Source organism: Streptomyces sp. S.PNR 29, assembly GCF_030386795.1.
In the GTDB taxonomy this organism is placed as follows: domain Bacteria; phylum Actinomycetota; class Actinomycetes; order Streptomycetales; family Streptomycetaceae; genus Streptomyces.
This window is the reverse complement of the sequence record NZ_JANUQM010000008.1, coordinates 63,705-89,832: the sequence shown is the minus strand read 5'-3', so window position 1 is coordinate 89,832 and position 26,128 is coordinate 63,705. Positions and strand designations below refer to the sequence as shown.

24 protein-coding genes are annotated in these 26,128 nt (G+C 71.1%); 11 read left to right on the top strand and 13 right to left on the bottom strand.

The features are described from left to right. Positions 1 to 45: 45 nt before the first annotated feature. From NW895_RS21910 to NW895_RS21885, 6 genes are read right to left on the bottom strand one after another with little or no spacing between them, the layout of a single operon-like run. The gene (locus NW895_RS21910) at positions 46 to 1,470 is read right to left on the bottom strand and encodes a BNR repeat-containing protein (protein ID WP_289937474.1); all 1,425 of its coding nucleotides are present in this window, start codon (positions 1,468 to 1,470) and stop codon (positions 46 to 48) included. Between the two features lie 16 nt (positions 1,471 to 1,486). Further along, on the bottom strand, positions 1,487 to 1,807 hold the full coding sequence (locus tag NW895_RS21905; RefSeq protein WP_289937473.1) for an L-rhamnose mutarotase: 321 nt from the start codon (positions 1,805 to 1,807) through the stop codon (positions 1,487 to 1,489). Between the two features lie 17 nt (positions 1,808 to 1,824). Then, positions 1,825 to 2,907 carry a rhamnose ABC transporter substrate-binding protein gene (gene rhaS / locus NW895_RS21900; protein WP_289937472.1) on the bottom strand — a complete coding sequence of 361 codons (1,083 nt, stop codon included), beginning with the start codon at positions 2,905 to 2,907 and terminating at the stop codon, positions 1,825 to 1,827. A gap of 50 nt (positions 2,908 to 2,957) precedes the next feature. Then, a complete protein-coding gene (locus NW895_RS21895) occupies positions 2,958 to 3,971 on the bottom strand; it encodes an ABC transporter permease (protein ID WP_289937471.1) in 1,014 nt (337 codons plus the stop codon). After that, positions 3,964 to 5,004: an ABC transporter permease gene (locus NW895_RS21890; protein ID WP_289937470.1), complete on the bottom strand. Its 1,041-nt coding sequence runs from the start codon at positions 5,002 to 5,004 to the stop codon at positions 3,964 to 3,966. Before NW895_RS21890 ends, NW895_RS21895 begins: the two co-directional genes overlap by 8 nt. Beyond that, positions 5,001 to 6,518 (bottom strand): sugar ABC transporter ATP-binding protein, encoded by a 1,518-nt coding sequence (locus tag NW895_RS21885; RefSeq protein WP_289937469.1) that lies wholly within the window; start codon positions 6,516 to 6,518, stop codon positions 5,001 to 5,003. Before NW895_RS21885 ends, NW895_RS21890 begins: the two co-directional genes overlap by 4 nt. Before the next feature lie 286 nt (positions 6,519 to 6,804). Here NW895_RS21885 and rhaI point away from each other — a divergent pair, with 286 nt between their 5' ends. From rhaI to NW895_RS21855, 6 genes are all read left to right on the top strand, one after another. Next, entirely contained in the window at positions 6,805 to 7,965 is a 1,161-nt protein-coding gene (gene rhaI, locus NW895_RS21880) for an L-rhamnose isomerase (RefSeq protein WP_289937468.1), read from the top strand. Positions 7,966 to 8,100: 135 nt separating this feature from the next. Then, positions 8,101 to 10,140, top strand: a complete 2,040-nt coding sequence (locus NW895_RS21875) for a bifunctional aldolase/short-chain dehydrogenase (protein WP_289937467.1) — start codon at positions 8,101 to 8,103, stop codon at positions 10,138 to 10,140. Between the two features lie 5 nt (positions 10,141 to 10,145). Continuing rightward, positions 10,146 to 11,582, top strand: a complete 1,437-nt coding sequence (locus NW895_RS21870) for a rhamnulokinase family protein (RefSeq protein WP_289937466.1) — start codon at positions 10,146 to 10,148, stop codon at positions 11,580 to 11,582. A gap of 72 nt (positions 11,583 to 11,654) precedes the next feature. Further along, positions 11,655 to 12,410, top strand: a complete 756-nt coding sequence (locus NW895_RS21865; RefSeq protein WP_289937465.1) for a (Fe-S)-binding protein — start codon at positions 11,655 to 11,657, stop codon at positions 12,408 to 12,410. Next, positions 12,407 to 13,894: a LutB/LldF family L-lactate oxidation iron-sulfur protein gene (locus NW895_RS21860; protein ID WP_289937464.1), complete on the top strand. Its 1,488-nt coding sequence runs from the start codon at positions 12,407 to 12,409 to the stop codon at positions 13,892 to 13,894. Before NW895_RS21865 ends, NW895_RS21860 begins: the two co-directional genes overlap by 4 nt. After that, positions 13,891 to 14,532, top strand: a complete 642-nt coding sequence (locus NW895_RS21855) for a lactate utilization protein C (RefSeq protein ID WP_289937463.1) — start codon at positions 13,891 to 13,893, stop codon at positions 14,530 to 14,532. The genes NW895_RS21860 and NW895_RS21855 overlap by 4 nt, the downstream gene beginning before the upstream one ends. A 6-nt stretch (positions 14,533 to 14,538) precedes the next feature. Here NW895_RS21855 and NW895_RS21850 read toward each other — a convergent pair whose 3' ends face one another. The 4 genes from NW895_RS21850 to NW895_RS21835 form a co-directional block, all read right to left on the bottom strand. Further along, positions 14,539 to 14,886 (bottom strand): hypothetical protein, encoded by a 348-nt coding sequence (locus NW895_RS21850; RefSeq protein ID WP_289937462.1) that lies wholly within the window; start codon positions 14,884 to 14,886, stop codon positions 14,539 to 14,541. Then, positions 14,871 to 15,467 (bottom strand): DUF4232 domain-containing protein, encoded by a 597-nt coding sequence (locus NW895_RS21845; RefSeq protein ID WP_289937461.1) that lies wholly within the window; start codon positions 15,465 to 15,467, stop codon positions 14,871 to 14,873. The genes NW895_RS21850 and NW895_RS21845 overlap by 16 nt, the downstream gene beginning before the upstream one ends. Positions 15,468 to 15,472: 5 nt before the next feature. Further along, the gene (locus NW895_RS21840) at positions 15,473 to 16,069 is read right to left on the bottom strand and encodes a hypothetical protein (RefSeq protein WP_289937460.1); all 597 of its coding nucleotides are present in this window, start codon (positions 16,067 to 16,069) and stop codon (positions 15,473 to 15,475) included. Positions 16,070 to 16,136: 67 nt separating this feature from the next. Then, positions 16,137 to 16,781 carry a hypothetical protein gene (locus NW895_RS21835; protein ID WP_289937459.1) on the bottom strand — a complete coding sequence of 215 codons (645 nt, stop codon included), beginning with the start codon at positions 16,779 to 16,781 and terminating at the stop codon, positions 16,137 to 16,139. 141 nt (positions 16,782 to 16,922) lie between these two features. On the opposite strand from NW895_RS21835, the gene NW895_RS21830 reads away from it, so the two are divergent. From NW895_RS21830 to NW895_RS21815, 4 genes are all read left to right on the top strand, one after another. Continuing rightward, entirely contained in the window at positions 16,923 to 17,708 is a 786-nt protein-coding gene (locus NW895_RS21830) for an ABC transporter ATP-binding protein (protein WP_289937800.1), read from the top strand. Between the two features lie 3 nt (positions 17,709 to 17,711). Then, positions 17,712 to 19,022, top strand: a complete 1,311-nt coding sequence (locus NW895_RS21825) for an FtsX-like permease family protein (protein WP_289937458.1) — start codon at positions 17,712 to 17,714, stop codon at positions 19,020 to 19,022. Between the two features lie 94 nt (positions 19,023 to 19,116). Continuing rightward, positions 19,117 to 19,974: a MoxR family ATPase gene (locus NW895_RS21820; protein WP_289937457.1), complete on the top strand. Its 858-nt coding sequence runs from the start codon at positions 19,117 to 19,119 to the stop codon at positions 19,972 to 19,974. Beyond that, positions 19,971 to 21,362: a VWA domain-containing protein gene (locus NW895_RS21815; RefSeq protein WP_289937456.1), complete on the top strand. Its 1,392-nt coding sequence runs from the start codon at positions 19,971 to 19,973 to the stop codon at positions 21,360 to 21,362. The genes NW895_RS21820 and NW895_RS21815 overlap by 4 nt, the downstream gene beginning before the upstream one ends. A 46-nt stretch (positions 21,363 to 21,408) precedes the next feature. On the opposite strand, the gene NW895_RS21810 is transcribed toward NW895_RS21815, so the two are convergent. The 3 genes from NW895_RS21810 to NW895_RS21800 all read right to left on the bottom strand — a co-directional run bounded on the left by NW895_RS21810 (position 21,409) and on the right by NW895_RS21800 (position 23,563). Beyond that, a complete protein-coding gene (locus tag NW895_RS21810; RefSeq protein ID WP_289937455.1) occupies positions 21,409 to 21,768 on the bottom strand; it encodes a cupin domain-containing protein in 360 nt (119 codons plus the stop codon). 122 nt (positions 21,769 to 21,890) lie between these two features. Further along, the gene (locus tag NW895_RS21805) at positions 21,891 to 22,871 is read right to left on the bottom strand and encodes a threonine/serine dehydratase (RefSeq protein ID WP_289937454.1); all 981 of its coding nucleotides are present in this window, start codon (positions 22,869 to 22,871) and stop codon (positions 21,891 to 21,893) included. Further along, positions 22,868 to 23,563, bottom strand: a complete 696-nt coding sequence (locus NW895_RS21800; RefSeq protein WP_289937453.1) for a PAS domain-containing protein — start codon at positions 23,561 to 23,563, stop codon at positions 22,868 to 22,870. Before NW895_RS21800 ends, NW895_RS21805 begins: the two co-directional genes overlap by 4 nt. 433 nt (positions 23,564 to 23,996) lie before the next feature. Here NW895_RS21800 and NW895_RS21795 point away from each other — a divergent pair, with 433 nt between their 5' ends. After that, positions 23,997 to 25,661 carry an alkaline phosphatase D family protein gene (locus tag NW895_RS21795; protein ID WP_289937452.1) on the top strand — a complete coding sequence of 555 codons (1,665 nt, stop codon included), beginning with the start codon at positions 23,997 to 23,999 and terminating at the stop codon, positions 25,659 to 25,661. Positions 25,662 to 26,128 lie beyond the last annotated feature (467 nt).

Here is a 26,128-nt window from a genome sequence, read left to right as displayed (position 1 = left end):
GAAGGCCTTCACATTACCGTCATGCCGCCCCTTTGCGACTTTCGGTCAGGCGGGCAGCCGGAAGTCGATGACATGGAGCGCGGAGGGTGTCGTTCCGCTGGACTTCTCCTGGTACATGAAGGACAGCACGCCGTCCTGTGCGACCCGCGTCTCGTCGATGACGACCTCACCGAAGGCGTTCAGACCGCTGCCGTCGAACAGGATCTTCCAGTCGGTGTACCCGGAGGCGGCCGAGGCGCCGGCGATCCGGCCGAACGGGAAGATCGCATAGGCGTTGTCGTACTTGTCCAGGATCAGCTTGGTGCGCTGGCTGGAGTTGAGCGGGACGGGGATCTCGGTCTTCTGCCACGTGCCGGAGGCGTTCTTGCGGACGTGGAAGGCGCGGCCGTTGGCGGTGCGGTCGGCGACGTAGTTCGTGGTGCACTGGCCGAAGCGGCCGGGGACGTAGGAGATGATCGCGTGCGGGCGGCCGGCGGAGTCGGTGAACTGGCTCTCCTGGTTCATCAGGGAGTGGTCCGGGTTCAGCGGGTCCACCACGAGTCCGCTGTCGGTGACGGAGACCCTGTCGGAGCCGCCGGTGGTGCCGACGACGGTGCCGGCGTTGTTGCGCCAGGTGCGGCCGCGGTCGTCGGAGTAGACGTAGCCGGTGTCGTGGTTGGTGATGCCGCCGCTGTTGCACATCACGGCGCCGTTCTGCTCACGCCAGGTGAAGAAGGCGTGCAGGCGGCCGTTGATGTCGTAGTCGATGCCGTGCAGGTACATGTTGCGGGCGGTGGAGGAGCCGTGCTCGCTGGTGTAGGTGCCGGTGGAGCTGGTCCACTCGCCGAGGTTGGTCCACTTCGTGCCGTCGTACTCGGCGAGTGCGTTGCGGCCGTTGCCGGAGACGGCGACGCGGTAGCTCAGCTGGAGCTTGCCATCGGGCGTGGAGATGAACTGCGGGTAGGTGAACTGCGAGGTGAGCGCGAGTCCGTCCAGCGTCGACTGGGGTGCGCCGAAGCGGCTCGTGGTCCAGCTCAGCCCGGCGGGGTTGTCCATGAGCCCGGCCACCGACTTGACGTAGGTGAAGCCGTCGCTGTGCGAGTCCATGTTGAGGTGGAGGCGGCCGTCGACCTTGGAGACGCCCATGGAGATGACGTTGTGGGAGTCGTCGTACCGCAGCGTGTGACCGACCTTGACGGTGGACCAGGTGCTCCCGCCGAGGACGCGGCGGCCGACGACCGCGTTGCGGTCGGCGGTGTACCAGACGGCGTACTGGTAGCCCTTGTAGGTCAGCAGGCCGTTCTTCTGGAACGAGTTGTTGTTGACCAGGCCGTCGTACGAGACGAAGAAGATGGCCTGGCTGTCGAGCGTGGTCGTGCCCAGCCGGGTGACCGAGGGGCCGGGGTCGGCGGCGCGGGCGGTGCCGGAGCCGAGGGCGGGGGTCACCACGGCGCCGGCGAGGGCGGCGCCCAGCAGCGTACGTCTGTTCATCTCGGGGACTCCATTGTCAGGCGAGGTGGAACACTTCGGTGAGCGGTTTCATGGCCTCGTCGGGCCGGGCGCCGTCCAACGACTCGAAGAACGGCGCCATCTCCGCCTGCCAGCGGGCGTTGACGTCGGTGGCCTCCATGCCGGCCAGGGCGGCTTCGAAGTCCTCGGTCTCCAGGTAGCCGACCAGCAGGCCGTCCTCGCGCAGGAAGAGCGAGTAGTTGCGCCAGCCGGTCGCCTGCAAGGCGTCGAGCATCTCGGGCCAGACGGCGGCGTGCCGCTCGCGGTACTCGTCGAGGCGGTCCGCCCGTACCTTCAGCAGGAAGCACACGCGCTGCATCAACACCCTCCCGGGGACTAGAAGTTGAACTGGTCGATGTTCTTGGCGTCGAACACGGTCGGCTTGCCGAGGCTGATCACGCCGTCCTTGCCGATGGTGAACTCGCCCATGGAGCCCGCCTTGAAGGTCTCACCCTCCTTGCCGGTGATCTGTCCGGAGGACAGGGCGACCGCGGTACGGGCGGCCAGCTCGCCGAGCTTCGCCGGGTCCCACAGCTCGAACGCCTCGACGGTGCCGTTCTTGACGTACTTGCGCATGTCGTTGGGGGTGCCGAGGCCGGTCAGCTTGACCTTGCCCTTGTACTTGGAGCCGGACAGGTACTGGGCGGCGGCCTTGATGCCGACGGTGGTCGGGGAGATGATGCCCTTCAGGTTCGGGTACTCCTGGAGCAGGCCCTGGGTCTGCTGGAAGGACTGCTGGGCGTCGTCGTTGCCGTACGCGACCTTCACCAGCTTCATGTTCTTGTACTCGGGCTTCTTCAGCTCGTCCTTCATGAAGTCGATCCAGGTGTTCTGGTTCGTCGCGGTCTGCGCGGCGGACAGGATCGCGATCTCGCCCTTGTAGTCGATCTGCTTGGCGAGCAGTTGCACCTCGGTGCGGCCCAGGTCCTCGGCGGAGGCCTGCGAGACGAAGGCGTTGCGGCAGTCGGGCTTGGTGTCGGAGTCGTACGTGACGACCTTGATGCCGTTCTTCATGGCCTGCTTGAGCGCGGTGCACAGGGCGCCGGGGTCCTGCGCGGAGACGGCCATGGCGTCCACCTGCTGCTGGGTGAGCGTGTTGACGTAGGAGACCTGGCCGGAGGTGTCGGTGGCGCTGGACGGGCCGACCTCCTTGTACGTGGAGCCCAGCTCGGTCAGGGCCTTCTCGCCGCCCTTGTCGGCGGAGGTGAAGTAGGGGTTGTTGACCTGCTTGGGCAGGAAGCCGACGGTCAGGCCCTTCTTCAGTTCGGCGTTGGGGTCGGCCTTGCCGGCCGCGGCGGCCGAGCCGCCCTCGTTCGCCACGTCCTTCTTGGTGGTGCCGCCGCAGGCGGTCAGGGCGAGGGCGAGGGAGGTTCCGGCGGCGAGGGCCGCGCAGGCACGACGGAGGGATGACTTGCGCATGGTGGGTTCCTTACGAGGGTGAGCGATGACGAGGTTGGTCGGGGCGCCCCCTACGAGGTGGGCGTGGGCGCTTTCGACACCGGCGCTGAGGCGGCTCTGCGCCCGGCCCTCGCGACGGAGATCTGGCGTGCGACCCGGGGGCCGAGCACGGAGAGGACGAGCAGTACTCCGGTGACGACGATCTGCGACTGGGCGGAGACGTCCCGCAGGCTCATCACGTTCTGCAGCGCCCCGAGGAGAAACACCCCGGCGATGGCGCCGCCGAGCGTGCCCTTGCCGCCGTCGAAGTCGATGCCGCCCAGCAATACGGCGGCGACGACGGAGAGTTCGAGCCCGGTGGCGTTGTCGTAGCGGGCGCTGGCGTAGTGCAGCGCCCAGAAGATGCCGGTGAGGGAGGCCATCAGCCCGGTCACCGTGAACAGGATCAGCTTCTGCCGCTTGACGCGGATTCCGGCGAAGCGCGCGGCCTCCTCGCTGGCGCCGATCGCGAACAGCGACCGCCCGAAGGGGGTGGCGTGCAGCGCGACCACCGCGATCGCGAGCAGGACCAGGAAGGGCAGGAAGGCGTACGGGACGAAGGTGTCGCCGATGCGTCCGGCCGCGAAGTCCAGGTACTGGGTGGGGAAGTCGGTCACCGCGTCGGAGCCGAGCACGATCTGTGCGATGCCCCGGTAGGCGGCGAGGGTGCCGATGGTGACGGCGAGGGACGGCAGTCCCAGCCTGGTCACCAGCAGACCGTTGATCAGCCCGCAGACCACGCCGAGCACCAGGCAGATCGGAATGATCGTCTCGATCGTCATGCCCTGGTTCCACAGCGCACCCATCACGGCGCCGGAGAGACCGGCGGTGGAGGCGACCGAGAGATCGATCTCGCCCGAGACGACCAGGAGCGTCATCGGCAGGGCGATCAGCGCGATCGGAAGGGTGTTGCCGATCAGGAACGACAGGTTGAGAGCGTTTCCGAAACCGTCGACCGTTCCGAAGGACAGGAGGAGCACGACCATCAGGAGCGCGCCGACGACCGTGTCCCAGCGGATCGCTCGGCTCAGGGAGAAGTCAGCCATGGCGGGCGTTCCTCTTCTTCAGTGCGGAGGCCACGCGCAGCGCGACGATCCGGTCGACGGCGATGGCGAGGATGAGCAGGATGCCGTTGATGGCGAGGACCCAGACGGAGCTGACGCCGAGGGCCGGCAGGACGCTGTTGATGGAGGTCAGCAGCAGCGCGCCGAGGGCCGCGCCGTAGACGCTGCCGGAGCCGCCGGTGAAGACCACGCCGCCGACCACGACCGCGCTGACGACGGTGAGTTCGTATCCGTTGCCGGTGCCGGAGTCGACGTTGCCGAACCGGGCCAGGTACATCGCGCCCGCGAGCCCGGCGAGGGCGCCGCAGAAGGTGTACGCGACGAGGATCCGCTTGCGGACCGCGATGCCGGCCAGCCTGGCGGCCTCCGGGTTGGAGCCGAGGGCGTACAGCTCACGGCCGCTGCCGAAGTGCTTCAGGTAGTACGCGGTCCCCACGAGCACGGCGAGGGCGATCATCGCCAGCCATGGCACCGCGGAGACGCCCCCGGATCCGAAGTCCACGAATCCGCCGGGCAGGTCGGCGGCGGTGATCTGGCGGGAGCCCACCCAGATGGAGTCGATGCCGCGGATGATGTACATCGTGCCGAGGGTGACGACGAGTGCCGGAACCTGCCCGAAGCTGACCAGCAGACCGTTGAGCAGGCCGAAGCCGACGCCCATCAGGACCGCCAGGAGCACGGCCACGACGGAGTCGCCGCCGCCCTGGAGGTACGTACCGGCGGCGAAGGCGCTGATGCCGAGCGTCGAGCCGACCGACAGGTCGACGTTGCGGGTGATGACGACCAGGGACTGGCCGGTGGCGACCAGGACCAGGATGGTCGCGTTCAGCAGCAGGTCCTTGATGCCCTGCTCGGACAGGAACTCGCTGTTGCCGGCCTGGGTGACCGCGATCATCGCCAGGAAGACGACCAGGATGGCCAGCTCGCGCATCTTGAAGACGCGGTCCACGAGCCGGGTGCCACTGGACTTGGGCACCTCTGCGACAGGGGCTTGCTGAGGGGTGGTCACCGTCATGCGGCGGCCCTCCCGGTGGCTGCGGCCATCACGGTTTCCTCGGTGGCGTCGGAGCGCTGGATCTCGGCGGTGAGCCGGCCCTCGTGCATCACCAGCACGCGGTCGGCCATGCCGAGGATCTCGGGCAGGTCGGAGGAGATCATCAGGACGGCCACGCCGTCGGCGGCCAGTTCGCTGAGCAGCCGGTGCACCTCGGCCTTGGTACCGACGTCGATGCCGCGGGTCGGCTCGTCGACGATCAGCACCTTGGGGCCGGTGGCGAGCCACTTGGCGAGGACGACCTTCTGCTGGTTGCCGCCGGACAGGGTCGAGACGGCGTCGGCGATCCGGGCGTACTTCACCTGGAGCTTGACCGCCCAGTCGAGGGAGCGGCTGCGCTCGGCGCCCCGGTCCATCAGCCCCGCCCTGACGGTCGTACGAAGTCCGGTGAGCCCGATGTTCCGCTCGATGGACATGTCCATCACCAGTCCCTGGGCGCGCCGGTCCTCCGGGACGAGGGCGAGCCCGGCGGCCATCGCGGTGGACGGGGCGCCGTTGACCAGGGCCTTGCCGTCCACGGAGACCTCGCCGGCGTCCCAGCGGTCGATGCCGAACACGGCCCGGGCTACCTCGGTGCGTCCGGCGCCGACGAGTCCGGCGAGGCCGACGATCTCGCCGTGCCGCACGTCGAAGGAGACATCGGTGAAGACGCCCTCGCGGGTCAGCCGGCGCACGCTCAGGGCGACCTCGCCCGGCCGCACGTCCTGCTTGGGGTAGAGCTCGTCCAGATCGCGGCCGACCATGCGCCGGACGAGGTCGTCCTCGGTCATCCCGTCCAGCGGTTCGCTGGCGATCCAGGCGCCGTCGCGCAGGGTGGTCACCCGCTGGCAGATCTCGAAGATCTCCTCCAGCCGGTGGGAGATGAAGAGGACGGCGGCGCCCTGTTCGCGCAGGGTGCGCACCACGCCGAAGAGGCGGGCGACCTCGCTGCCGGTGAGGGCGGCGGTCGGCTCGTCCATGATGAGGACGCGGGCGTCGAAGGAGAGCGCCTTGGCGATCTCGACGATCTGCTGGTCGGCGATGGACAGGCCACGCGCGGGGCGGTCGGGGTCGAGTTCGACGCCGAGGCGCTGCATCAGGGCGGCGGTGGCGGAGTGGGTGGCCTTGTGGTCGATGCGGCCGAAGGCGCGCTTGGGCCGGCGGCCCATGAAGATGTTCTCGGCGATCGACAGGTCGGGGAAGAGGGTCGGCTCCTGGTAGATCACGGCGATGCCGGCGTCGCGGGCGTCGCCGGGGCCGTGGAAGACGACCGGCTCACCGGCGAGCAGCACCTGGCCGGCGTCCGGCCGGTGCACTCCGGCGAGTGTCTTGATGAGGGTCGACTTGCCCGCGCCGTTCTCCCCGGCGAGGGCGTGCACCTCCCCGGCGAACAGCTCAAGGGAGACGTCCCGCAGGGCGCGGACCGCGCCGAAGGACTTCGAGATGTCCCTGAGCGCAAGAACCGGGGCCGGACCCGTGTCGGACGGGTGGGTCATGGAGGCTCCTCGACGACGCCGGCGGGACGGCCCTCACGGCGTCGTGAAAGGTTTCAACTGGGTTGCCGGGACGTTAGGCATGCAGCCCATGTCACGTCAATGGGTTCGTGTCGAAAAAATTTCGACGCCAGAAGGTCACGCCCAGGTCACGAGCAAGAGGCTTGGTCGTGGGGGTTGACACCCCTTCGGGGGGCTCATAGCTTCGCCTCTTGAATCGTTTCACAGGTAAGCGTTTCGGTAGACCGTTTCAGAACACCTTCCGACCCGATGTCACAGGAGCCCCGAAGTGACCGAGCTCGCCGCGGTGAAGGCCGCTCTCAAGACCCAGGCAGTCGAGACGCCGTCGTGGGCGTACGGGAACTCGGGAACGCGCTTCAAGGTCTTCGCGCAACCGGGTGTCCCGCGCACGCCTCAGGAGAAGCTGGACGACGCGGCCAAGGTGCACGAGTTCACCGGCGTGGCCCCGACCGTCGCCCTGCACATCCCCTGGGACAAGGTCGACGACTACGCGGCGCTGGCCAAGCATGCCGAGGAGCGTGGCGTGCGGCTCGGCGCGATCAACTCCAACACCTTCCAGGACGACGACTACAAGCTCGGGAGCATCTGCCACCCGGATGCCTCCGTGCGGCGCAAGGCCGTGGATCATCTGCTGGAGTGCGTCGACATCATGGACGCCACCGGGTCCAGGGACCTGAAGCTGTGGTTCGCGGACGGCACGAACTATCCCGGCCAGGACGACATCCGTGCGCGGCAGGACCGGCTGGCCGAGGGGCTGGCCGAGGTGTACGAGCGGCTGGGTGACGGGCAGCGGATGCTGCTGGAGTACAAGTTCTTCGAGCCGGCCTTCTACACGACGGACGTGCCGGACTGGGGGACGGCGTACGTCCACTGTCTGAAGCTCGGCCCCAAGGCGCAGGTGGTCGTCGACACGGGGCATCACGCCCCGGGGACGAACATCGAGTTCATCGTGGCCACGCTGCTGCGGGAGGGGAAGCTCGGCGGGTTCGACTTCAACTCGCGGTTCTACGCGGACGACGACCTGATGGTCGGTGCCGCCGATCCCTTCCAGCTGTTCCGGATCATGTACGAGGTGGTGCGCGGGGGTGGGTTCTCCCCCGACGTCGCCTTCATGCTCGACCAGTGCCACAACATCGAGGCGAAGATCCCCGCGATCATCCGGTCGGTGATGAACGTGCAGGAGGCGACGGCGAAGGCGCTGCTCGTCGATCGCGAGGCGCTGGCCGCGGCGCAGGCCTCCGGTGACGTCCTCGGCGCCAACGCCGTGCTGATGGATGCGTACAACACGGATGTGCGGCCGTTGCTTCGTGAGGTGCGGGAGGAGATGGGGCTGGACCCCGACCCGATCGTGGCGTATCAGCGGTCCGGGTGGGCGGAGAAGATCGCCTCGGAGCGCGTTGGTGGACAGCAGGCCGGTTGGGGGGCGTAAGCGTCTGCCGGGCTCTGTCGTCTGCGGACTGCGGGCCGTTCATGGCTGGTCGCGCAGTTCCCCGCGCCCCCAAGGGCATGTCCCGACCCTCATTCAGACCTCATTCAGACCTCATTCAGATAGGACTGGAATCTCATGTCGACCCACCCCGAAGCCGCCGCCCTCCTCGCGCGTTCTCACCGGCTCGGCTCCGACCCCCGCAACACCAACTACGCCGGCGGCAACGCCTCCGCCAAGGGCACCGACACCGACCCCGTCACCGGTGGTGACGTCGAGCTGATGTGGGTGAAGGGGTCCGGTGGTGACCTCGGGACACTGACCGAGGCCGGGCTGGCCGTGCTGCGGCTGGATCGGCTGCGGGCGCTGCGGGGCGTCTACCCGGGCGTCGAGCGCGAGGACGAGATGGTCGCCGCGTTCGACTACTGCCTGCACGGGAAGGGCGGTGCGGCTCCGTCCATCGACACCGCGATGCACGGTCTCGTGGACGCCGCGCACGTCGACCATCTCCACCCCGACTCCGGTATCGCGCTCGCGTGTGCCGCCGACGGGGAGAAGCTGACCGCCGAGTGTTTCGGCGACTCGGTGGTGTGGGTGCCGTGGCGGCGGCCCGGTTTCCAGCTCGGGCTGGACATCGCGGCGGTGAAGGAGGCCAACCCGCAGGCGATCGGTTGCATCCTCGGCGGGCACGGCATCACGGCGTGGGGTGACACGTCCGAGGAGTGCGAGCGCAACTCGTTGCACATCATCCGCACCGCCGAGGCCTTCCTCGCCGAGCGCGGCAAGCCGGAACCCTTCGGTCCGGTGATCGACGGGTACGAGGCGCTGCCCGAGGCGGAGCGGCGGGAGCGGGCGGCGGCCCTGGCGCCGTACGTCCGTGCCGTCGCCTCCGAGGACAAACCGCAGGTCGGACACTTCACCGACTCCGACGTCGTGCTGGACTTCCTGGCGCGGGCCGAGCACCCGCGGCTGGCCGCGCTCGGCACCTCCTGCCCCGACCACTTCCTGCGTACGAAGGTCCGGCCGCTGGTCCTCGACCTGCCGGCGACGGCCCCGCTTCAGGACGCGATCGCACGGCTGAGGGAGCTGCACGCCGAGTACCGGGAGGAGTACGCCGCCTACTACGAGAGGCACGCTCTGCCCGACTCCCCCGCCATGCGCGGTGCCGACCCGGCGATCGTGCTGATCCCGGGGGTGGGCATGTTCAGCTTCGGCAAGGACAAGCAGACGGCGCGGGTGGCCGGCGAGTTCTACGTCAACGCGATCAATGTGATGCGCGGGGCGGAGGCGGTGTCGACGTACGCGCCGATCGAGGAGTCGGAGAAGTTCCGCATCGAGTACTGGGCGCTGGAGGAGGCCAAGCTCCGGCGGATGCCGAAGCCGAAGCCGCTGGCCACGCGCGTCGCGCTGGTCACGGGCGCGGGCAGCGGGATCGGGAAGGCGATCGCGCACCGGCTGGTCTCCGAGGGCGCGTGTGTCGTGGTCGCGGATCTCAACGGTGACAACGCCGCCGCGGTCGCCGAGGAGCTGGGCGGACCGGATAAGGCCGTCGCCGTGACCGTGGACGTCACCTCCGAGGAGCAGATCGCCGAGGCCTTCAAGGCGGCGGCGCTGGCGTTCGGCGGCGTCGACCTGGTGGTGAACAACGCGGGCATCTCCGTCTCCAAGCCGCTGCTGGAGACGTCGGCGAAGGACTGGGACCTCCAGCACGACATCATGGCGCGCGGTTCCTTCCTCGTCTCGCGCGAGGCGGCGCGGGTGATGATCGCGCAGGGGCTGGGCGGCGACATCGTCTACATCGCGTCCAAGAACGCGGTCTTCGCCGGCCCGAACAACATCGCGTACTCGGCGACCAAGGCCGACCAGGCGCACCAGGTGCGGCTGCTGGCGGCCGAGCTGGGCGAGCACGGCATCCGGGTCAACGGCGTCAACCCGGACGGGGTCGTGCGCGGGTCCGGGATCTTCGCCGGCGGCTGGGGTGCGCAGCGGGCCGCTGTGTACGGGGTGCCGGAGGAGAAGCTGGGCGAGTTCTACGCCCAGCGGACCATCCTCAAGCGGGAGGTGCTGCCGGAACATGTCGCGAACGCCGTGTTCGCGCTGACCGGCGGCGAGCTGACGCACACCACCGGCCTGCACGTCCCGGTCGACGCCGGCGTCGCCGCCGCCTTCCTGCGGTGACGGGCGTGAAGACGTACGCCGCGGTCGACCTCGGCGCGTCCAGCGGGCGCGTCATGGTCGGCCGCGTCGACCCCGACTCCCTGGAGCTGTCCGAGGCGCACCGCTTCCCCAACCGGCCCGTCCGCGTGCCCGAGGGACTGCGCTGGGACATCCTCGCGCTGTACGCCGGCGTCCTGGACGGGCTGCGGGCAGCCGGGCAGGTCGACTCGGTCGGCATCGACAGCTGGGCCGTGGACTACGGTCTGCTGGACGCCGACGGGGCGCTGCTCGGCAACCCGGTGCACTACCGGGACAGCCGTACGGAGGGCATCGCGGAGAAGGTGTGGGCGACCGTGCCCGCCCCCGAACTGTATGCGGCGACCGGGCTGCAGTACGCGCCGTTCAACACGCTGTACCAGCTGACGGCGGCGCGGGCCGGCGCCCAGCTGTCGCATGCCGGCCGGCTGTTGCTCATCCCCGACCTGCTGACGTACTGGCTGACGGGTGAGCAGGGCACGGAGCTGACCAATGCCTCGACCACCCAGCTGATCGACCCGCGCACGCGGGACTGGGCGTACGACGTGGCGGACCGGCTCGGCATCGACCTCGGTCTGTTCGCGCCGCTCAGGCGACCCGGCGACCCGGCGGGTGCGCTGCGGCCGGAGGTGCTGGAGGAGACCGGGCTGACCGGGCCGGTGCCGGTGACGGCGGTCGGTTCGCACGACACGGCGTCGGCGGTGGCCGCCGTCCCGGCCGGGGCCGAGCGGTTCGCGTACATCTGCACCGGCACCTGGTCCCTGGCGGGGCTGGAGCTGTCGGCGCCGGTGCTGACCGAGGAGAGCCGCGCCGCCAACTTCACCAACGAGCTGGGGCTGGACGGCACGGTCCGGTACCTGCGCAACATCATGGGCCTGTGGCTGCTGCAGGAGTGCGTACGGGCCTGGGGCGACCCGGACCTGGGCGGGCTGCTGCTGGAGGCGGCCAAGGTGCCGGCGCTGCGGTCGGTCGTGGACGCGGGCGACGCGGCGTTCCTGGCGCCGGGCAGGATGCCGGAGCGGATCGCCGAGGCGTGCCGGGCGTCGGGGCAGCCGGTGCCCTCCTCCCCCGCCGAGGTCACCCGGTGCATCCTCGACTCCCTCGCCCTCGCCCACCGCAGGGCCGTCGAGGACGCGCAGCGGCTCGCCGACCACCCGGTCGACGTGGTGCACGTCGTCGGCGGCGGCACCCGCAACGCGCTGCTGTGCCAGCTGACCGCCGACGCCTGCGGGCTGCCGGTGGTGGCGGGGCCGACGGAGGCGGCCGCGCTGGGGAACGTCCTGGTCCAGGCGCGGGCCCACGGGCTGGTCGGCGATCTCGCGGGTATGCGCCGACTGCTCACCCGTACCCAGCCGCTGACGCGGTACGAACCGCAGGGGGACCCGGAGCGGTGGCGGGAGGCGCAGGCCCGACTGGCCGGACGGTGACCGGGGGCTCCCCCGGCCCGTCGCCACCCGACTACTCTGCACTCATCCGATGACCGACCAGAAGGAGCCGCGATGCGTGTCGCCCTGTTCCTGACCTGTGTCAACGACACGCTCTACCCGGACACCGGGCGCTCTGTGGTGAAACTGCTGACCAGGCTGGGCGTCGAAGTCGACTTCCCGATGGCCCAGACCTGCTGCGGGCAGGCGCACTACAACACCGGATACCGGCATGAGGCGGAGCCGCTGGCCCGGCATTTCTCCGATGTCTTCCGGGACTACGAGGCCATCGTCACGCCGTCGGGGTCGTGCGGGGCGATGGTGCGTGAGCTCTATCCGCGGATGGGGGAGCGGGCGCGGGCCGAGGGGCGCGGGGACGGACTCGCGGCGACCCTGGCGCCCGTGGTGCCGAAGACGTACGAGCTGACGGAGTTCCTGGTGGACGTCCTGGGAGTGACGGACGTCGGGGCTTACTACCCGCACCGGGTGACGTACCACCCGACCTGCCACGGGCTGCGCGGCCTCGGCCTGGGCGACCGGCCCCGTCGGCTGCTCCAGGCCGTGAAGGGACTGGAGCTGGTGGAGTTGCCGGGCGCCGACGAGTGCTGCGGCTTCGGCGGCACGTTCGCGCTGAAGAACTCCGATGTCTCGGCGGCGATGGGCGCGGACAAGGTGCGCAACGCCGAGTCGACGGGCGCCGAGGTGCTGTGCGCGGCCGACAACTCCTGTCTGATGCACATCGGTGGGACGATGGCCCGGCTCAGGACGGGTATGCGGCCGGTGCACATCGCGGAGATCCTGGCGAGCACGGAGGAGGAGCCGGCGGTATGAGCGGCACTTTTGTAGGGATGCCGGCGTTCCCCGAGGCCGCGCGGGAGGCCGTGCGCGACCAGACCCTGCGCGGCAATCTGCGCCACGCCACGCACACGATCCGCGCCAAGCGGGCCAAGGCGGTCGCGGAGGTGTCCGACTGGGCGGCGCTGCGGGAGGCCGGGAAGCGGATCAAGGACCATACGCTGCGCCATCTCGACCGGTATCTGGAGCAGTTGGAGGCGTCGGTCACGGCGGCCGGCGGTACCGTGCACTGGGCCGCCGACGCCGAGGAGGCCAACCGGATCGTGGCCGACCTGGTCAAGCGGACCGGCGAGTCGGAGGTCGTCAAGGTCAAGTCGATGGCCACGCAGGAGATCGGGCTCAACGAGGCGCTCCTCGAAGAGGGAATCCATGCCTACGAGACCGATCTCGCCGAGCTGATCGTGCAGTTGGGCAAGGACCGGCCCTCGCACATCCTCGTCCCCGCCATCCATCGCAACCGTGGTGAGATCCGGGACATCTTCGCCCGTGAGATGAGCGAGTGGGGCCGCCCGGCCCCGGAGGGCCTCACCGACGCCCCCGCCGAACTCGCCGAGGCGGCGCGCCTGCACCTGCGCGAGAAGTTCCTGCGCGCCAAGGTCGGCATCTCCGGCGCCAACTTCATGGTCGCCGAGACCGGCACGCTGGTGGTCGTGGAGTCGGAGGGCAACGGGCGGATGTGCCTGACCCTGCCTCGGACGCTGATCTCCGTCGTCGGCATCGAGAAGATCGTGCCGACCTGGCAGGACCTGGAGGTGTTCCTGCAGACCCTCCCCCGCTCCTCGACGGCCGAGCGGATGAACCCGTACACGAGCATGTGGACCGGTACGACGGACTCCGGGACAGCCGACGGGCCGCAGGAGTTCCACCTGGTCCTGCTGGACAACGGCCGCACCGACACCCTCGCCGACGAGGTCGGCCGCCAGGCGCTGCGCTGCATCCGCTGCTCGGCGTGTCTGAACGTCTGCCCGGTGTACGAGCGGGCGGGCGGCCACGCGTACGGCTCGGTCTACCCCGGCCCGATCGGCGCGATCCTCAGCCCCCAGCTCCGGGGCACCGGCAGCGAGATCGACGCCTCGCTGCCGTACGCGTCGTCGCTGTGCGGCGCCTGCTACGAGGTGTGCCCGGTCGCCATCGACATCCCCGAGGTGCTGGTGCATCTGCGGGAACGGGTCGTGGAGGGCGGCCAGGTGACGCGGGAGGGCAACAAGGTCATCCTCCAGCCCGCGAAGGGGCACGCCGCCGAGCGCGCGGCCATGCGGGCGGCGCGCTGGGCGTTCACGCGTCCGGGCGCCCTGCGCACCGGCCAGCGGCTGGCGTCCCGCACCCGCCGCCTCCATCCCCGCACGCTGCCGGGGCCCGGCAAGGCGTGGAGCGGCACCCGGGATCTGCCGCCGGTGCCCGCGGAGCCGTTCCGCGACTGGTGGCAGCGCACCAACGGCGGAAAGGACGGCGCGAAGTGAGCAGCAAGGAGCGGATCCTGGGCCGGGTGCGGCGCGCCCTGGCGGACGTACGGCAGGACGACACTCCGTACGAGCAGGCGGTTCAGCGGGGCTATCTGCGCGAGCACGGTGAGCGGAGTGTCGAGCAGACGGTGGATCTGCTCGCCGAGAACCTGGCGGACTACCGGGCGATCGTGCACCGCAGCGACGCCGACGGGCTCGCCGGGCTGATCGCGCGGCTGCTTCGCGAGCGGGCCGCGACGACGGTGCTCGTCCCGCCGGGCCTGGACCCGGGCTGGCTGGCGGCGACCGACGTCGGACAGGTCCCCGACCGGGCCGAGAGCACGCCGCTGGAGCTGGACCGGGTCGACAGTGTGGTCACGGCGTGCGCGGTCGCCATCGCCGAGACCGGCACCATCGTCCTGGACGCCTCCCCCGATCAGGGCCGCCGCCGCATCACCCTCGTCCCCGACCACCACATCTGCGTCGTACGGGTCCCGGACCAGGTCGTCGCCTCCGTTCCGCAGGCCCTCGAACGCCTCGACCCGTCCCGCCCGTTGACCTGGATCTCCGGCCCGTCGGCGACCAGCGACATCGAACTGGACCGCGTGGAGGGCGTGCACGGTCCGCGCACCCTGGAGGTCGTCCTCGTGGACTGAGCGGTCTCAGGGGTTCCAGTAGGTGGAGAGGGACCCGATGAAGACCGACCCGGCGGTGAGGGCGACGAGTTGCGTGCCGGCGGTGATCCAGAGGCGGCAGGCGACGGCCAGACCGACGGTCACGGCCTCGGCCGTGATGAGGAACCACACGGCGCTGTGCTGGAAGGTCTCACCCGCCGGGTCCGTCATCCCGGGGTAGCCCATCCAGTCCTCCGTGAAGACGCCTTCGCTGCCGAGGACGAGGATCGCGACGACCAGGAGGAGGTCCACGGCGAGGAGCAGACCGGACACGGCGCAGTCCACCGCCTTGTGGCGGTCGGACCGCTTCCTGGGCGACCTCACTCGGTGTGCCATGGGCCGACCCCGAGTCTGCCGGTGGTGCCGAGGTCGAGGCCGCCGTCCGGTCGCACGGTGACCGGCTCCGCCCCTGGTGTGGCCCGCACCGTCACGGAGGGCACGTTCGTCGGGGCTCCCGCACCGGCGACGGTGTTCCGCCACACCAGGCCGGCGGTGGCACTCTCGCCCGGTCGCAGCGCCACCTCCCGCGGCGGGTCGTCGAAGCCGGGCATGGTGGCGATGCCGCCGCTCCCCCGGGTCACCGTCACGCCGGTCACGGGCTTGCCGTCCTCGTCGAGCAGGCCGAGCCCGGGGTAGCCCTCGACCCGGTAGGTGCGGGTGCCGCAGTTGTGCAGCGTGAGGCTCATGGCGCGCAGGCCCATCGCGGCGTCCACCGGACCGGCGGTGATGCGGACACCGGACGCCGGGCACGCCCCGCCCTGCTCGGGAACCCCCGTCTCCGACCGGCCGCGGGACGTCTCGTTCCCCCGTCCGGAGGGGGGATCGCCGTACATCATGTCCGCCACGGTCCAGACGGAGGCGGCGACCGCGACCCCCGCGGCGACACGGAGCAGCACCTGCTGCGCTGTGGTGGCCATCGGCGTCAGTGCCCGTAGGCGGGCTCGGCGCAGCCGCCCTCCAGGTAGGGTCCGTGAGCCTCGACGGTGGGCCGGTGGCCGGGCGCCAGCGTTCCGGTGACGCACACACCGCCGAGGCCGATGTCGAACCGCACGGTGCCGTCCACGGTGTTGATCCGCTCGACCTCGTGGCCGTAGCCGAGGCGGGACAGCGCCGCGTCGACTTCGGCCCTGTCCGCCGGGACGCGCTTCAGGCCCTCGGTCAGCCGGGTGACGTGGACGTCGCCGCGGCAGGCGTTCACGCCTTTCAGGGGCAGGGCACGCCGATAGGCGTTGTTGTCGGCGTAGTTGGGGGGCTGGTCGCCGACGGGCTCCGCCGAGGGCGACGCCGTGTCCGTCCCGTCGTCCGACGGCCCCGCTGTCGCGGTGGCGCAGGCGGCGTCCTCCGCCTCCCGCAGGCCGGCGCTGTCATCACGCGCTTCGGTCACCGAAGGGCGGGGAGGAGCCGGCGGTGCCGCCTCGTCGCCCGTGCCGGGGCGGGGACTTGCGCAGCCCGCGAGAACCACGGCGGCCGTGGCCGCCGCGGTCGCCAAGGCGACGCGGTCGGCAGGAGATCTGTGCATGTCCGGAGTCGATCAAGAAGGGCCGGCGGGCGCTGTGGTGGAGGCCATACCTCCGGTCACAGGCATGTCACGGCCTGCCCAGGAACGCGGTGGGCAGCGTTTCTTCGAGGATCCGCCTTCTCGGCAGGGTGAGCCCGAAGCATTCCTCGATGACCTCCAGTGAGATCCGGTGCACCAGGTCCCGGTCCAGCTCCGGGTCGGGCAGTCCGGCGCCGGCCAGCACGCTCTCGACCCGTGACGCCACCTCGGGGTCTCCTTCGACGCCGTCGTATCCCCACGAGCCGTCCAGATGGAGGTTGAAGGCGCACTTGAGCCGTCCGTCATGGAAGTACGCGAACCGCGGCGGCACCGGCTTGCCGTTCTCCTCCTCGAATTCGAGGTGGAAGACGTGGGCGTCACCGCGCGAGACCGGGGACTGGTCGCCGAAGGAGCCCTGCCATCCGCCGTACTTGACGACGTACGCCCACTCGTCCGACTCCCCGTACCGCAGGGCGATCTCCTCGAAGACGTTCCCGAAGAACCCTTCCAGCACGTCGTTGAGCTGAGCTCCCGTGAGCTGCCCGATGTACCGGGCCCGGCGCCTCGGTCCGGACACGGTCTCGGTGATCCGCCGCGCGACCTCCTCCCCGGCGAGATCGCGCGCGATCACGATGCTGTAGCCGCCGAAGGCGATGGACCGGGGAGCGGCGAGCCAGCCTAATCCGTCTGTCATGGCGATCATCCTGCCGCACACGGCCGGGGGGTGTCATTGAGTACACCCTCCGATACGGGTTCTGCGCCCCATGTGCCCGCGCCTGAGTCTCCGTAGCTTCTTGGACAGGGCACAGGGAGTGCCGGACGGGGAGTGATGACGATGTTTCGCTCGGGCTCACGACGTACGCGCGACCAGGGACCCGCCGCCGAGGCGGTGCGGCTGGTCAAGGTCAGCAAGACCTACGGGACGGACGACAGCGCCGTGACGGCGCTGGACGGGGTCACGCTCTGCCTGGAGCGCGCCACCTTCACCGCGGTGATGGGGCCGTCCGGCTCGGGCAAGTCCACGTTGCTGCAGTGCGCGGCCGGGCTGGACCGGCCCGACAACGGCATCGTGCGGGTGGACGGCATGGAACTGACGGGCGGCAGTGAGGCGGAGCTGACGAGGTTCCGGCGCGGCCGGGTCGGGTTCGTCTTCCAGCAGTACAACCTGCTTCAGACGCTGACGGTCGCGCAGAACACGGTGCTGCCGCTGAAACTCGCCGGTCGGCGCGTCGACCGGAAGCGGGCCCGGGAGGTGCTCACCGCCGTCGGCCTCGGTGACCGGCTCGGGCACCGGCCGGACCAGTTGTCGGGCGGTCAGCGGCAGCGCGTGGCGATCGCCCGTGCGCTGGTCGCCGAGCCCCGGGTGATCTTCGCGGACGAGCCGACGGGCGCCCTGGACACGCGCAGCGCGCGGGACGTGCTGCGGCTGCTCCAGGAGGCGGTGCGGGTGCACGGCCGGACCGTGGTGATGGTGACGCACGACCCGGTGGCGGCCTCGTACGCCGACTCCGTGCTGTTCCTGGCGGACGGGCGGCTGGCCGGCCGGCTGGACGCGCCGACGGCGGACGCGGTCGCCGAGCGGCTGGCACACCTGGGCGACGACATGCCGGCGGGGGTGTGAGGGATGTTCGTACTGGCGATGCGGTCGATTCGGCACCGGCCCGGGCGGTTCCTCGCGACGCTGCTGTCCGCCTTCCTCGGCGCGACGATCATCATGACCTTCAACTCGATGCACGACACGGCGGCGCAGGACGGCGTGGACTCGGTGAGCGCGGAGACGCTGAGCACCGCCGCTGGTGTCGTCGGCGGCTACGGCACCTTACTGGTGTTCTTCGCCGTCGCCTCGACGCTGACGGTCAACGTCCGCCAGCGGGCGGCCGAGTTGGAGCTGCTGCGCTGCTCGGGGGCGACCCCGGCGCAGATCAAGCGGATGGTCGTGGGTGAGGCGGTGGCCGTGGCGCTGGTGGGCGCGGCCCTGGCGATCGGTCCGGCGATGCTGGGCGGGCGGGCGCTGCTGGAGGTCTTCCGGGACAGCGGGCAGGTGGCGCGTTCCGTCGACCACTCCTTCGGTCCCGTCGCGCTGATGACGGGCGTCGACATCACCCTGCTCGCGGCGGCGGGCGCCGCGTTCCTCGCCGTACGGCGGGCGACGCGGCCAGGCGGGCGGCGGGGCGGGGCACGGAAGGTCCTCGCGTACGCGGCCCTCGTGCTCGGTGCCGCCTCGGTCTGCTCCACCTTCGCCTTCTCGGCGGCGGACGAGGCGCTGATGGCGACGCCGGCGTACGGATCGATCCTGCTGTCGGTGGGCTTCGCGCTGCTCGCGCCGCGCCTGCTGAAGGGCGTGCCGGCCCGGCTGCCGCTGAGCGGTGCGAGCGGCTGGCTGGCCGTGCGCAACCTGCGGGAGCGGGCCGGTCACCTCGCCGGGATCCTGATGTCGCTGATCCTGTTCACGGCGGTGTCGACGGCGACGCTCACCATGCAGGCGGTGGAGAGCGACGCCGTGGCGGCCTCGGGGAGGGTGAAGTCGGTCGACGCCAAGAACCTGGAGACGCTCAATTTCACGGTCGTCGGCATCATCGTGGTCTTCGTCTGCGTGATGCTGGTCAACTCGCTGTACGCGGCGACGACGTACCGCGTCCGGGAGTTCGGGCAGCAGCGCCTCGCCGGAGCGACTCCCGGGCAGGTGCTGGGCGTGGTGGGGGCCGAGGGGCTGATCCTGACGCTGACCGGTGTCCTCTTCGGCACGGTGGCCGCGCTGGCGGGGATCGTCCCGTTCACCGTGGTCCGCACCGACGCGGTGCTGCCGGGCCAGGTCTTCGGCGTCTGGATCGCGGTCGTGTCGGTGGCGGCCGCGGTGACGCTGGGCACGAGCCTGGGCACGGCGCGGCGGGTGCTGCGCGCTCCGGCCGTGCGGGCGGTGGCCGTAACCGCGTGACAGAAGCTGTGAGCAAGCGCTTAGATAGGTGTCCGGACACTCCCAGGGGTGTCCGGACACCGCCGTTGCCGCGACCAGAGCCGGAGGCCCTGCGTTGTTCACTTCCGTCGACGACGTCTCCACCCGCCTCGCCGAGACCGGCTACCTGGCCTCGCCCGCGGTCGCCACGACCGTCTTCCTCGCCGCCCGCCTCGGCAAGCCGCTGCTGGTGGAGGGCCCCGCCGGGGTCGGCAAGACCGAGCTGGCCAAGGCCGTCGCCGAGGTCACGGACGCCCGGCTGGTGCGCCTGCAGTGCTATGAGGGGGTCGACGAATCCCGGGCGTTGTACGAGTGGAACCACGCCAAGCAGCTGCTGCGCATCAGCGCGGGCCGCGACGAGACGTGGGACGAGGCGCGCACGGACATCTTCAGCGAGGAGTTCCTGCTCGCCCGGCCGCTGCTGACCGCGATCCGCGGCGACGACCCGAAGGTGCTGCTGATCGACGAGACCGACAAGGCGGACGTCGAGGTGGAGGGCCTGCTCCTTGAGGTGCTCAGCGACTTCCAGGTCACCGTCCCGGAGTTGGGCACGATCAGCGCGACCCGCCGCCCCTTCGTCGTCCTCACCTCCAACGCCGACCGTGAGCTGTCGGAGGCGCTGCGCCGCCGCTGCCTGTTCCTCCACATCGGCTTTCCCGACGAGGAGCTGGAACGGCGGATCGTACGGCTGAAGGTGCCGGGGCTCGACGCGGCGCTGGCCCAGTCGGTGGTGCGCGTGGTCCACGCGCTGCGCGCCATGGACCTCAGGAAGGCGCCGTCGGTCGCCGAGACCCTCGACTGGGCGCGCACCCTCCTGGCGCTCGGCGCGGACACGCTCGACGAGAGCGTCGTACGGGACACCCTCGGCGTGGTCCTCAAACATCAGGACGACGTCCTGAAGGCGGCCGCCAAGCTCGACCTGGACGCGCTGTGACCACCGGTGTCACCGAGCGGCTGACCTCGCTCGTCGGGGCGCTGCGCGCCCACGGCGTCCGGATCGGCACCGGCGAGACCGTGGACGCGGCGCAGGCGGTTCAGGCCCTGGGCCTGGCGGACCGGGAGCTGCTGCGCGAAGGGCTGGCCGCGACGCTGCTGCACACCGCGGACCAGCGGCCGGTGTTCGACCCGGTCTTCGACCTGTACTTCCCGCGGGGCGTCGGCGCGCCCGAGTCCGGTCCGGCGGACCGGGAGGACCTGCGCGACCGGCTCGCGGACGCGCTCGCCGCCGACGACCAGGCGCTGATGGCACGATTGGCGGCGGAGGCGGTCGACGGCTTCGGGGGGTGGGGGTCCCCCCTGGTCGAGCGAAGCCGAGAGCTTGGGGGAGGCTCCTCCCCCGCCTCGGACGGCTGGTCGTCGCACCAGACGCTCGACCGGATCCGTCCGCAGACGCTGCTCGCCCGGGTCCGCGACAGCGTCCGGGCGCAGGGCGCCGGCGCCGGGTTCACCGACCGGCTGCTGGAGGACGAGATCCGGCGGCGCATCGAGGTCTTCCGCCGGATGGTGGCGGCGGAGGCGCGGCGCCGGGTCGCCGAGCGGCGGGGCCGGGACGAGACAGCGCGGCGGGCGGTGGCCCCGACGGCCGACCGGGTGGACTTCCTGTTCGCCGGGAGGGCCCAGCTGGCCGAGCTGCGCAGGACGGTGCAGCCGCTGGCGCGTAAGCTCGCCACGCGCCTCGCCGCCCGTCGGCGCCGTGCCTCGCGCGGCTCCATCGATCTGCGACGGACGCTGCGCGGGTCGTTGTCGACGGGCGGGGTGCCGATGAAGCCGGTGCTGCGGCGGCGCCGTCCCGTTCGGCCCGAACTGGTCCTGCTGTGCGACGTGTCGGGCTCGGTGGCGGGCTTCTCCGACTTCACGATGCTGCTGGTGCAGGCGTTGCACGATCAGTTCAGCAAGGTGCGGGTGTTCGCCTTCGTCAACCGCGTCGACGAGGTGACCGGGCTGCTCGTGCACGGCGCCGCCGACCCGGGGGCGCTGGGGGCCCGCATCAGCGCGGAGGCGACGCTCACCAGCTGGCACGGCAGCAGCGACTACGGCGTGGCGCTGGGCGAGTTCGCGGAGCGGTACGGCGACGCGGTCGGCCCGCGGACGACCGTGTTCGTGCTGGGCGACGCCCGCACGAACAACAGTGACCCGAACCTGCCGGCGGTGCGGCACATCGCCGAACGGGCCCGCCGCGTCTACTGGCTGAACCCCGAGCAGCGCTCCCGCTGGGGTACGGGCGACTCGGCCGCCGAGGCCTACGCGGAGCTGGTCGAGATGCACGAGTGCCGCAACGCCCGGCAGCTCGGGGTTCTGGTCGGCCGGCTGCTGCCGGTGTGACGGGCGAGGGCGGAGCCGCTCCGGCCTTCTTCGCGTACTTCCGTCTCTAGCCCTTCTTCGCGTAGTCCTGGGCCATGCCGCCCGCGAAGTCGTACACCACGCACTGTTCGTCGCCGACGACCCAGGCGTCGTGCCCCGGGGAGACCACGAACACGTCGCCGGGACCGACCTCCCGCTCGGCACCGTCGTCCATGCGGACATGCATACGGCCCTGGACGACATAGCCGTTGTGGTGGATCTGGCAGCTGTCGGTCCCGGCGATCGGCGCCACGGACTCGGACCAGCGCCAGCCGGGCTCGAACGTGGCCACGGCGAAGTCGAGCCGCGTCATATGGACGGCTTCCAGATGCCCCCGGGGGAAATCGCGCCGCTCGTCCGGCTTGTCGAGCGTCTTCACCTCAAGCATGACGCTCCTCCTTTCCGGCCGTTTGCCCTACGGCCGGGGCCGGTCTCCGTCTGCCGCGAGCGGACCGGGCGGGGGCCGTGCCCCACACCTCCATCGTCCGTCCGTCCATCCTGCGGCGCCATTCAGGAGGCGCCGGTTCCGCACAGCCGCGCGAAGCGCGCGGCGTCGATGTTGCCGCCGGAGAGGATCAGGCCGACCCGGCGCGGCAGGGGACCCGCGCGGCCGGAGAGCAGGGCGGCCAGCGGGCTGGCGCCGCTCGGCTCGAGGACGATCTTCAGGCGTTCGAAGGCGAACCGCATCGCGTCCCGGATCTCGTCGTCGGAGACCAGGACGATCCCGTCGAGGAGCCTCCGGTTGATGGAGAAGGTCAGCTCCCCGGGGGTGTCGATGGCCTGACCGTCGGCGATGGTCCGCGGGACGGGAATGGTGACGCGCCGGCCCTCTTCCAGCGACCGCTTGGTGTCGTCACCTGCCTCCGGTTCGACGCCGATGACCCGGATCCCCGGGTGCAGGCCCTTGGCCGCCGTGGCGCTTCCGGCGATCAGTCCCCCGCCGCCGACCGGGGTGATGACGGTGTCCAGGTCTCCCGCCTCCTCGATGAGTTCGAGGGCGGCGGTGCCCTGCCCGGCGATGACGTGCGGGTGCTCGTAGGGCGGGACGAGGGTCAGGCCCCGCTCGGCGGCCAGGGCCTCGGCGATGGCGGCGCGGTCGCCGGTGTAGCGGTCGTAGGTGACGATCTCGGCGCCGTAGCCGGCGGCGGCGTCCCGCTTGGACGGCGGGGTGTCCTCGGGCATGACGATCACCGCGGTGGTGCCGAGTTCCCGGGCGGCCAGGGCGACGGCCTGGGCATGGTTTCCGGAGGAGTAGGCGGCGATGCCCCGGGCCAGCTGCTCGGGCGTGAGGCGGGAGGCCGCGTTGTAGGCGCCGCGGAACTTGAAGGCGCCCACGCGCTGGAAGTTCTCGCACTTGAGGAGGATCTCGGCGCCGACGAGTGCGTCGAGGGTCCGCGAGCGCAGGACCGGGGTGCGGTGCGCGACGCCCTTGAGCCGGGCGGCGGCATCGCGGACGTCGTCGAGGGTGACCGGTGGGGTGGTGGTCGTCACGCGTCTGCTCCATCGGGGTCGGAAGTCGTGTCGGTCGCGGCTCGGGCCTGGGAGAGGTAGCTGTAGGCGGAGGCTCGGGAGATGCCGAGCCGGGCGGCGACCTGCTCGACGGCGCGGCGTACGGCGAAGACACCGCGGGCGTCCAGGCTGCGGAACAGCTCCAGGCGCTGCGTACGGTCGAGTTCCGCCCAGCTCTTGTGCCGCCGCAGCGGATGGGCGTCGACGATGGCGTCGACCACCGCGTCGATGTCGTTGCCGAAGGTGGTCGTCGGCGGGTCCGCCGAGGGGCCCGCGACGCCGGCGAGCGCGCCGAGCAGGGCGTGGGCCCGGTCGACCGCGGAGACGTCGAGGTTGACGCACAGGGCGCCGAACACCGTGCCCGAGGAGTCGCGCAGCACCATCGTGGAGGACTTCAGGAGCGTCCCGTTGCCCGTCCGCGTGAGGTAGTTCAGCTCGTCGCCCGCGTCGTCACCGCGGGCCAGCACGCGCATGCCGATCTCGCTCATCGCCCCGCCCACCTGCCGTCCGGTCACCGAACCGGCGACGGCGACCACCGACCGCTCCGGGCGCCGGTAGTCGTGCAGGACCACCTCGCAGACCGGCCCGAACGTCGCCGCGATCCCGTCCACGACCGGGGTGAGCGCGGCGAGGATCGCGTCCCGTTCACCGTCCAGGTCCCGTTCGCCCGCCACCGTGCCCTCACCTCGTCCGCCTCGTCGGATTTCTAGACTACACGTCCAGCTGCTGGACTGACAGTCCAATGCCGGGCACCCGGCGATCCAGGCGCCCGCACAGTCGGCCCGTCCGGCATCCCGGCATCCCGGCATCTCGGCATCCCGGCCGGCTGCCGCACCGTCACCATGACCCCCGTGTCCGGCACATGGCGTACCCCCCTTGTGTGACCACTCCGCAAGCCCCGCCCGTTTAAAGCAGTTTGTCTGCTTAGCATGCATGGTCCGTGTTACGCGGGTCGGCGTCACCGCGCGACGGGCCCGGGTACAGACCGCGTGTGCCGGCCCGCGGGACCCGGTGCCGGCGTGCGCGGGGGCGACCGTCCAGAGGGCCGACCGGCTCCGCGGGCCGTTCGCCCCCGGCATCTGCCTGCCCCGTACGAGAGGACATCGGATGGCGCCCACGGGCCGTCACAGACCACTGGCCGAGCACGCCTTCTCCCCGCACGACGCCGTGCTCCGTGCCGCGGCCCGGCACATCGGACGGCGGCGCTTCCTCACCGTCACCGCGGCGGCGGCCGCACTCGCCTTCGGCACCCATCTGCCGGCCCGGGGCGCGTTCGCCGCTCCGCAACTCGACGCGGCCCGCCTCGCCGACGATCCGTTCACCCTCGGTGTCGCCTCCGGGGACCCCCTGCCCGGCTCCGTGCTGCTGTGGACCCGGCTGGCGCCCGCCCCGTTCCGGGCGGACGGCGGGCTGGGCGGTCAGCGCGTCGACGTGGAGTGGGAGGTGGCTCTGGACGAGTTCTTCGTCCTCGTCGTGCGGCGGGGCACCGCCACGGCCCTGCCCGAGTACGGCCACAGCGTGCACGTCGACGTCAAGGGCCTCACTCCGGGCACCGAGTACTACTACCGCTTCCGCACCGGCACCTGGATCAGCCCGACGGGCCGCACCCGCACCGCACCCGGGCGCGGGGACGCCGCCTCCCCCCTGAAACTCGCCGCGGTCGCCTGCCAGGCCTACCAGGACGGCTACTACACCGCGCACCGGCACCTCGCGCAGGACGACGTCGACATCGTCCTCCATCTCGGCGACTACCTCTACGAGGACGCCGTGAACTCCGCGGGCGGGGAACGCCGTTACAAGGTCGGGGCTCTGCCCGACGTGTTCAACCGGGAGGCGGTGACCCTGGCGGACTACCGGATGCGCTACGCGCTGTACAAGAGCGACCCGGACCTGCGGGCCGTGCACGCCGCCCACCCCTTCATCGTCACCTGGGACGACCACGAGACCGAGAACAACTACGCCGGGGCCGTCGACGAACAGGGCGGCCCGCCGGAGCAGTTCCTGCTGCGGCGCGCCGCCGCCTACCGGGCGTACTGGGAGAACCAGCCACTGCGCGCCGCGCAACTGCCGCAGGGCCCCGACGCGCAGTTGTACCGCCGGCTGCACTGGGGCACGCTCGCCCAGTTCGACGTGCTCGACACCCGCCAGTACCGCTCGGACCAGGCCTACGGCGACAGGCCGCACGTTCCGGAGTCCGAGGCCGACGACCCGACGCGCACCATGACGGGGGAGGCGCAGGAGCGCTGGCTGATCGACGGGTGGCGGGCGTCGGACGCGCTGTGGAACGTGATGCCGCAGCAGGTGTGCTTCTCGCAGCGCAAGTTCGGCCCGGACGCCCGGGCCTGGGTCTCCATGGACGCCTGGGACGGCTACCGCGCCTCACGCAACCGGCTTGTCGCCGGGGCGAAGGCGGCCGGCATCGACAACTGGCTGGTCCTCACCGGCGACGTCCATGTGGCCTACGCGTTCGACATCAAGGACGACTTCGACGACCCGCGCTCGCGGACCCTCGGCACGGAACTCACCTGCACCTCCGTCACCAGCGGCAAGGACGGCGTGGAGAAGCCCGCCGACTGGGACACGTACCTGAGGGCCAACCCGCACATGCAGTTCTACAACGGCAAACGAGGCTACGTCCGGGTCGAACTCGACCGCCGGGCGGCACGGATCGACTTCAGGACCGTCTCCGCCGTCACCACACCGGGCGCCCCCATCACCACGGCCGCGTCCTTCGTCACCGAGGCGGGCGCCCCGGGCCTGAGACCCGCCTAGGGTCCGTGTCTTCGGTCAGCGTCGTGCCCATGTGAGGAGGGCCGCGCGCCACTGCCTGAGGCGGTTGGGACGCCGCTTTTGATCGTGACGCGCGCATCGCTGCTGCCGCCGCGCTCCTGCCTGTCCACGGCGTTGGGCGCGCAGGAGTTGGGGCAGGCTTCCCCATGCTCAATCCTTCCTCCAAGCCCCTCGCTGTCGATCACCGCGGCAACCGGCTGGTTTCCTTCACGCTCGGCACCGAAGACGTCCTTCCTGGTGGGGCTCCCTTGCCCATGGCTCTGACCGCGTTGTGGGGGACTGCGGCGATACCGACGAAGGGCGAGGACATGCCGGCGCGCACCGATCGGGCTCGGTGGCGCGCGATCAGGGAGGCTGCAATGACGCATACTCCGGGCGGCGGACGAGCCGAGCAGGCCGCGCGCATCACGGTGACGCCGTGGTACAGGCAGCTGTCCATCAGGTGTGCT

Coding starts and splice junctions, on each gene's coding strand:
- NW895_RS21825 (WP_289937458.1), top strand. CDS start 17,712: ATGTTCGTACTGGCGATGCGGTCGATTCGGCACCGGCCCGGGCGGTTC.
- NW895_RS21890 (WP_289937470.1), bottom strand. CDS start 5,004: ATGACGGTGACCACCCCTCAGCAAGCCCCTGTCGCAGAGGTGCCCAAG.
- NW895_RS21885 (WP_289937469.1), bottom strand. CDS start 6,518: ATGACCCACCCGTCCGACACGGGTCCGGCCCCGGTTCTTGCGCTCAGG.
- NW895_RS21840 (WP_289937460.1), bottom strand. CDS start 16,069: ATGCACAGATCTCCTGCCGACCGCGTCGCCTTGGCGACCGCGGCGGCC.
- NW895_RS21830 (WP_289937800.1), top strand. CDS start 16,923: ATGTTTCGCTCGGGCTCACGACGTACGCGCGACCAGGGACCCGCCGCC.
- NW895_RS21865 (WP_289937465.1), top strand. CDS start 11,655: ATGCGTGTCGCCCTGTTCCTGACCTGTGTCAACGACACGCTCTACCCG.
- NW895_RS21860 (WP_289937464.1), top strand. CDS start 12,407: ATGAGCGGCACTTTTGTAGGGATGCCGGCGTTCCCCGAGGCCGCGCGG.
- NW895_RS21910 (WP_289937474.1), bottom strand. CDS start 1,470: ATGAACAGACGTACGCTGCTGGGCGCCGCCCTCGCCGGCGCCGTGGTG.
- NW895_RS21845 (WP_289937461.1), bottom strand. CDS start 15,467: ATGGCCACCACAGCGCAGCAGGTGCTGCTCCGTGTCGCCGCGGGGGTC.
- rhaS (WP_289937472.1), bottom strand. CDS start 2,907: ATGCGCAAGTCATCCCTCCGTCGTGCCTGCGCGGCCCTCGCCGCCGGA.
- NW895_RS21905 (WP_289937473.1), bottom strand. CDS start 1,807: ATGCAGCGCGTGTGCTTCCTGCTGAAGGTACGGGCGGACCGCCTCGAC.
- NW895_RS21875 (WP_289937467.1), top strand. CDS start 8,101: ATGTCGACCCACCCCGAAGCCGCCGCCCTCCTCGCGCGTTCTCACCGG.
- NW895_RS21850 (WP_289937462.1), bottom strand. CDS start 14,886: ATGGCACACCGAGTGAGGTCGCCCAGGAAGCGGTCCGACCGCCACAAG.
- NW895_RS21810 (WP_289937455.1), bottom strand. CDS start 21,768: ATGCTTGAGGTGAAGACGCTCGACAAGCCGGACGAGCGGCGCGATTTC.
- NW895_RS21795 (WP_289937452.1), top strand. CDS start 23,997: ATGGCGCCCACGGGCCGTCACAGACCACTGGCCGAGCACGCCTTCTCC.
- NW895_RS21895 (WP_289937471.1), bottom strand. CDS start 3,971: ATGGCTGACTTCTCCCTGAGCCGAGCGATCCGCTGGGACACGGTCGTC.
- NW895_RS21835 (WP_289937459.1), bottom strand. CDS start 16,781: ATGACAGACGGATTAGGCTGGCTCGCCGCTCCCCGGTCCATCGCCTTC.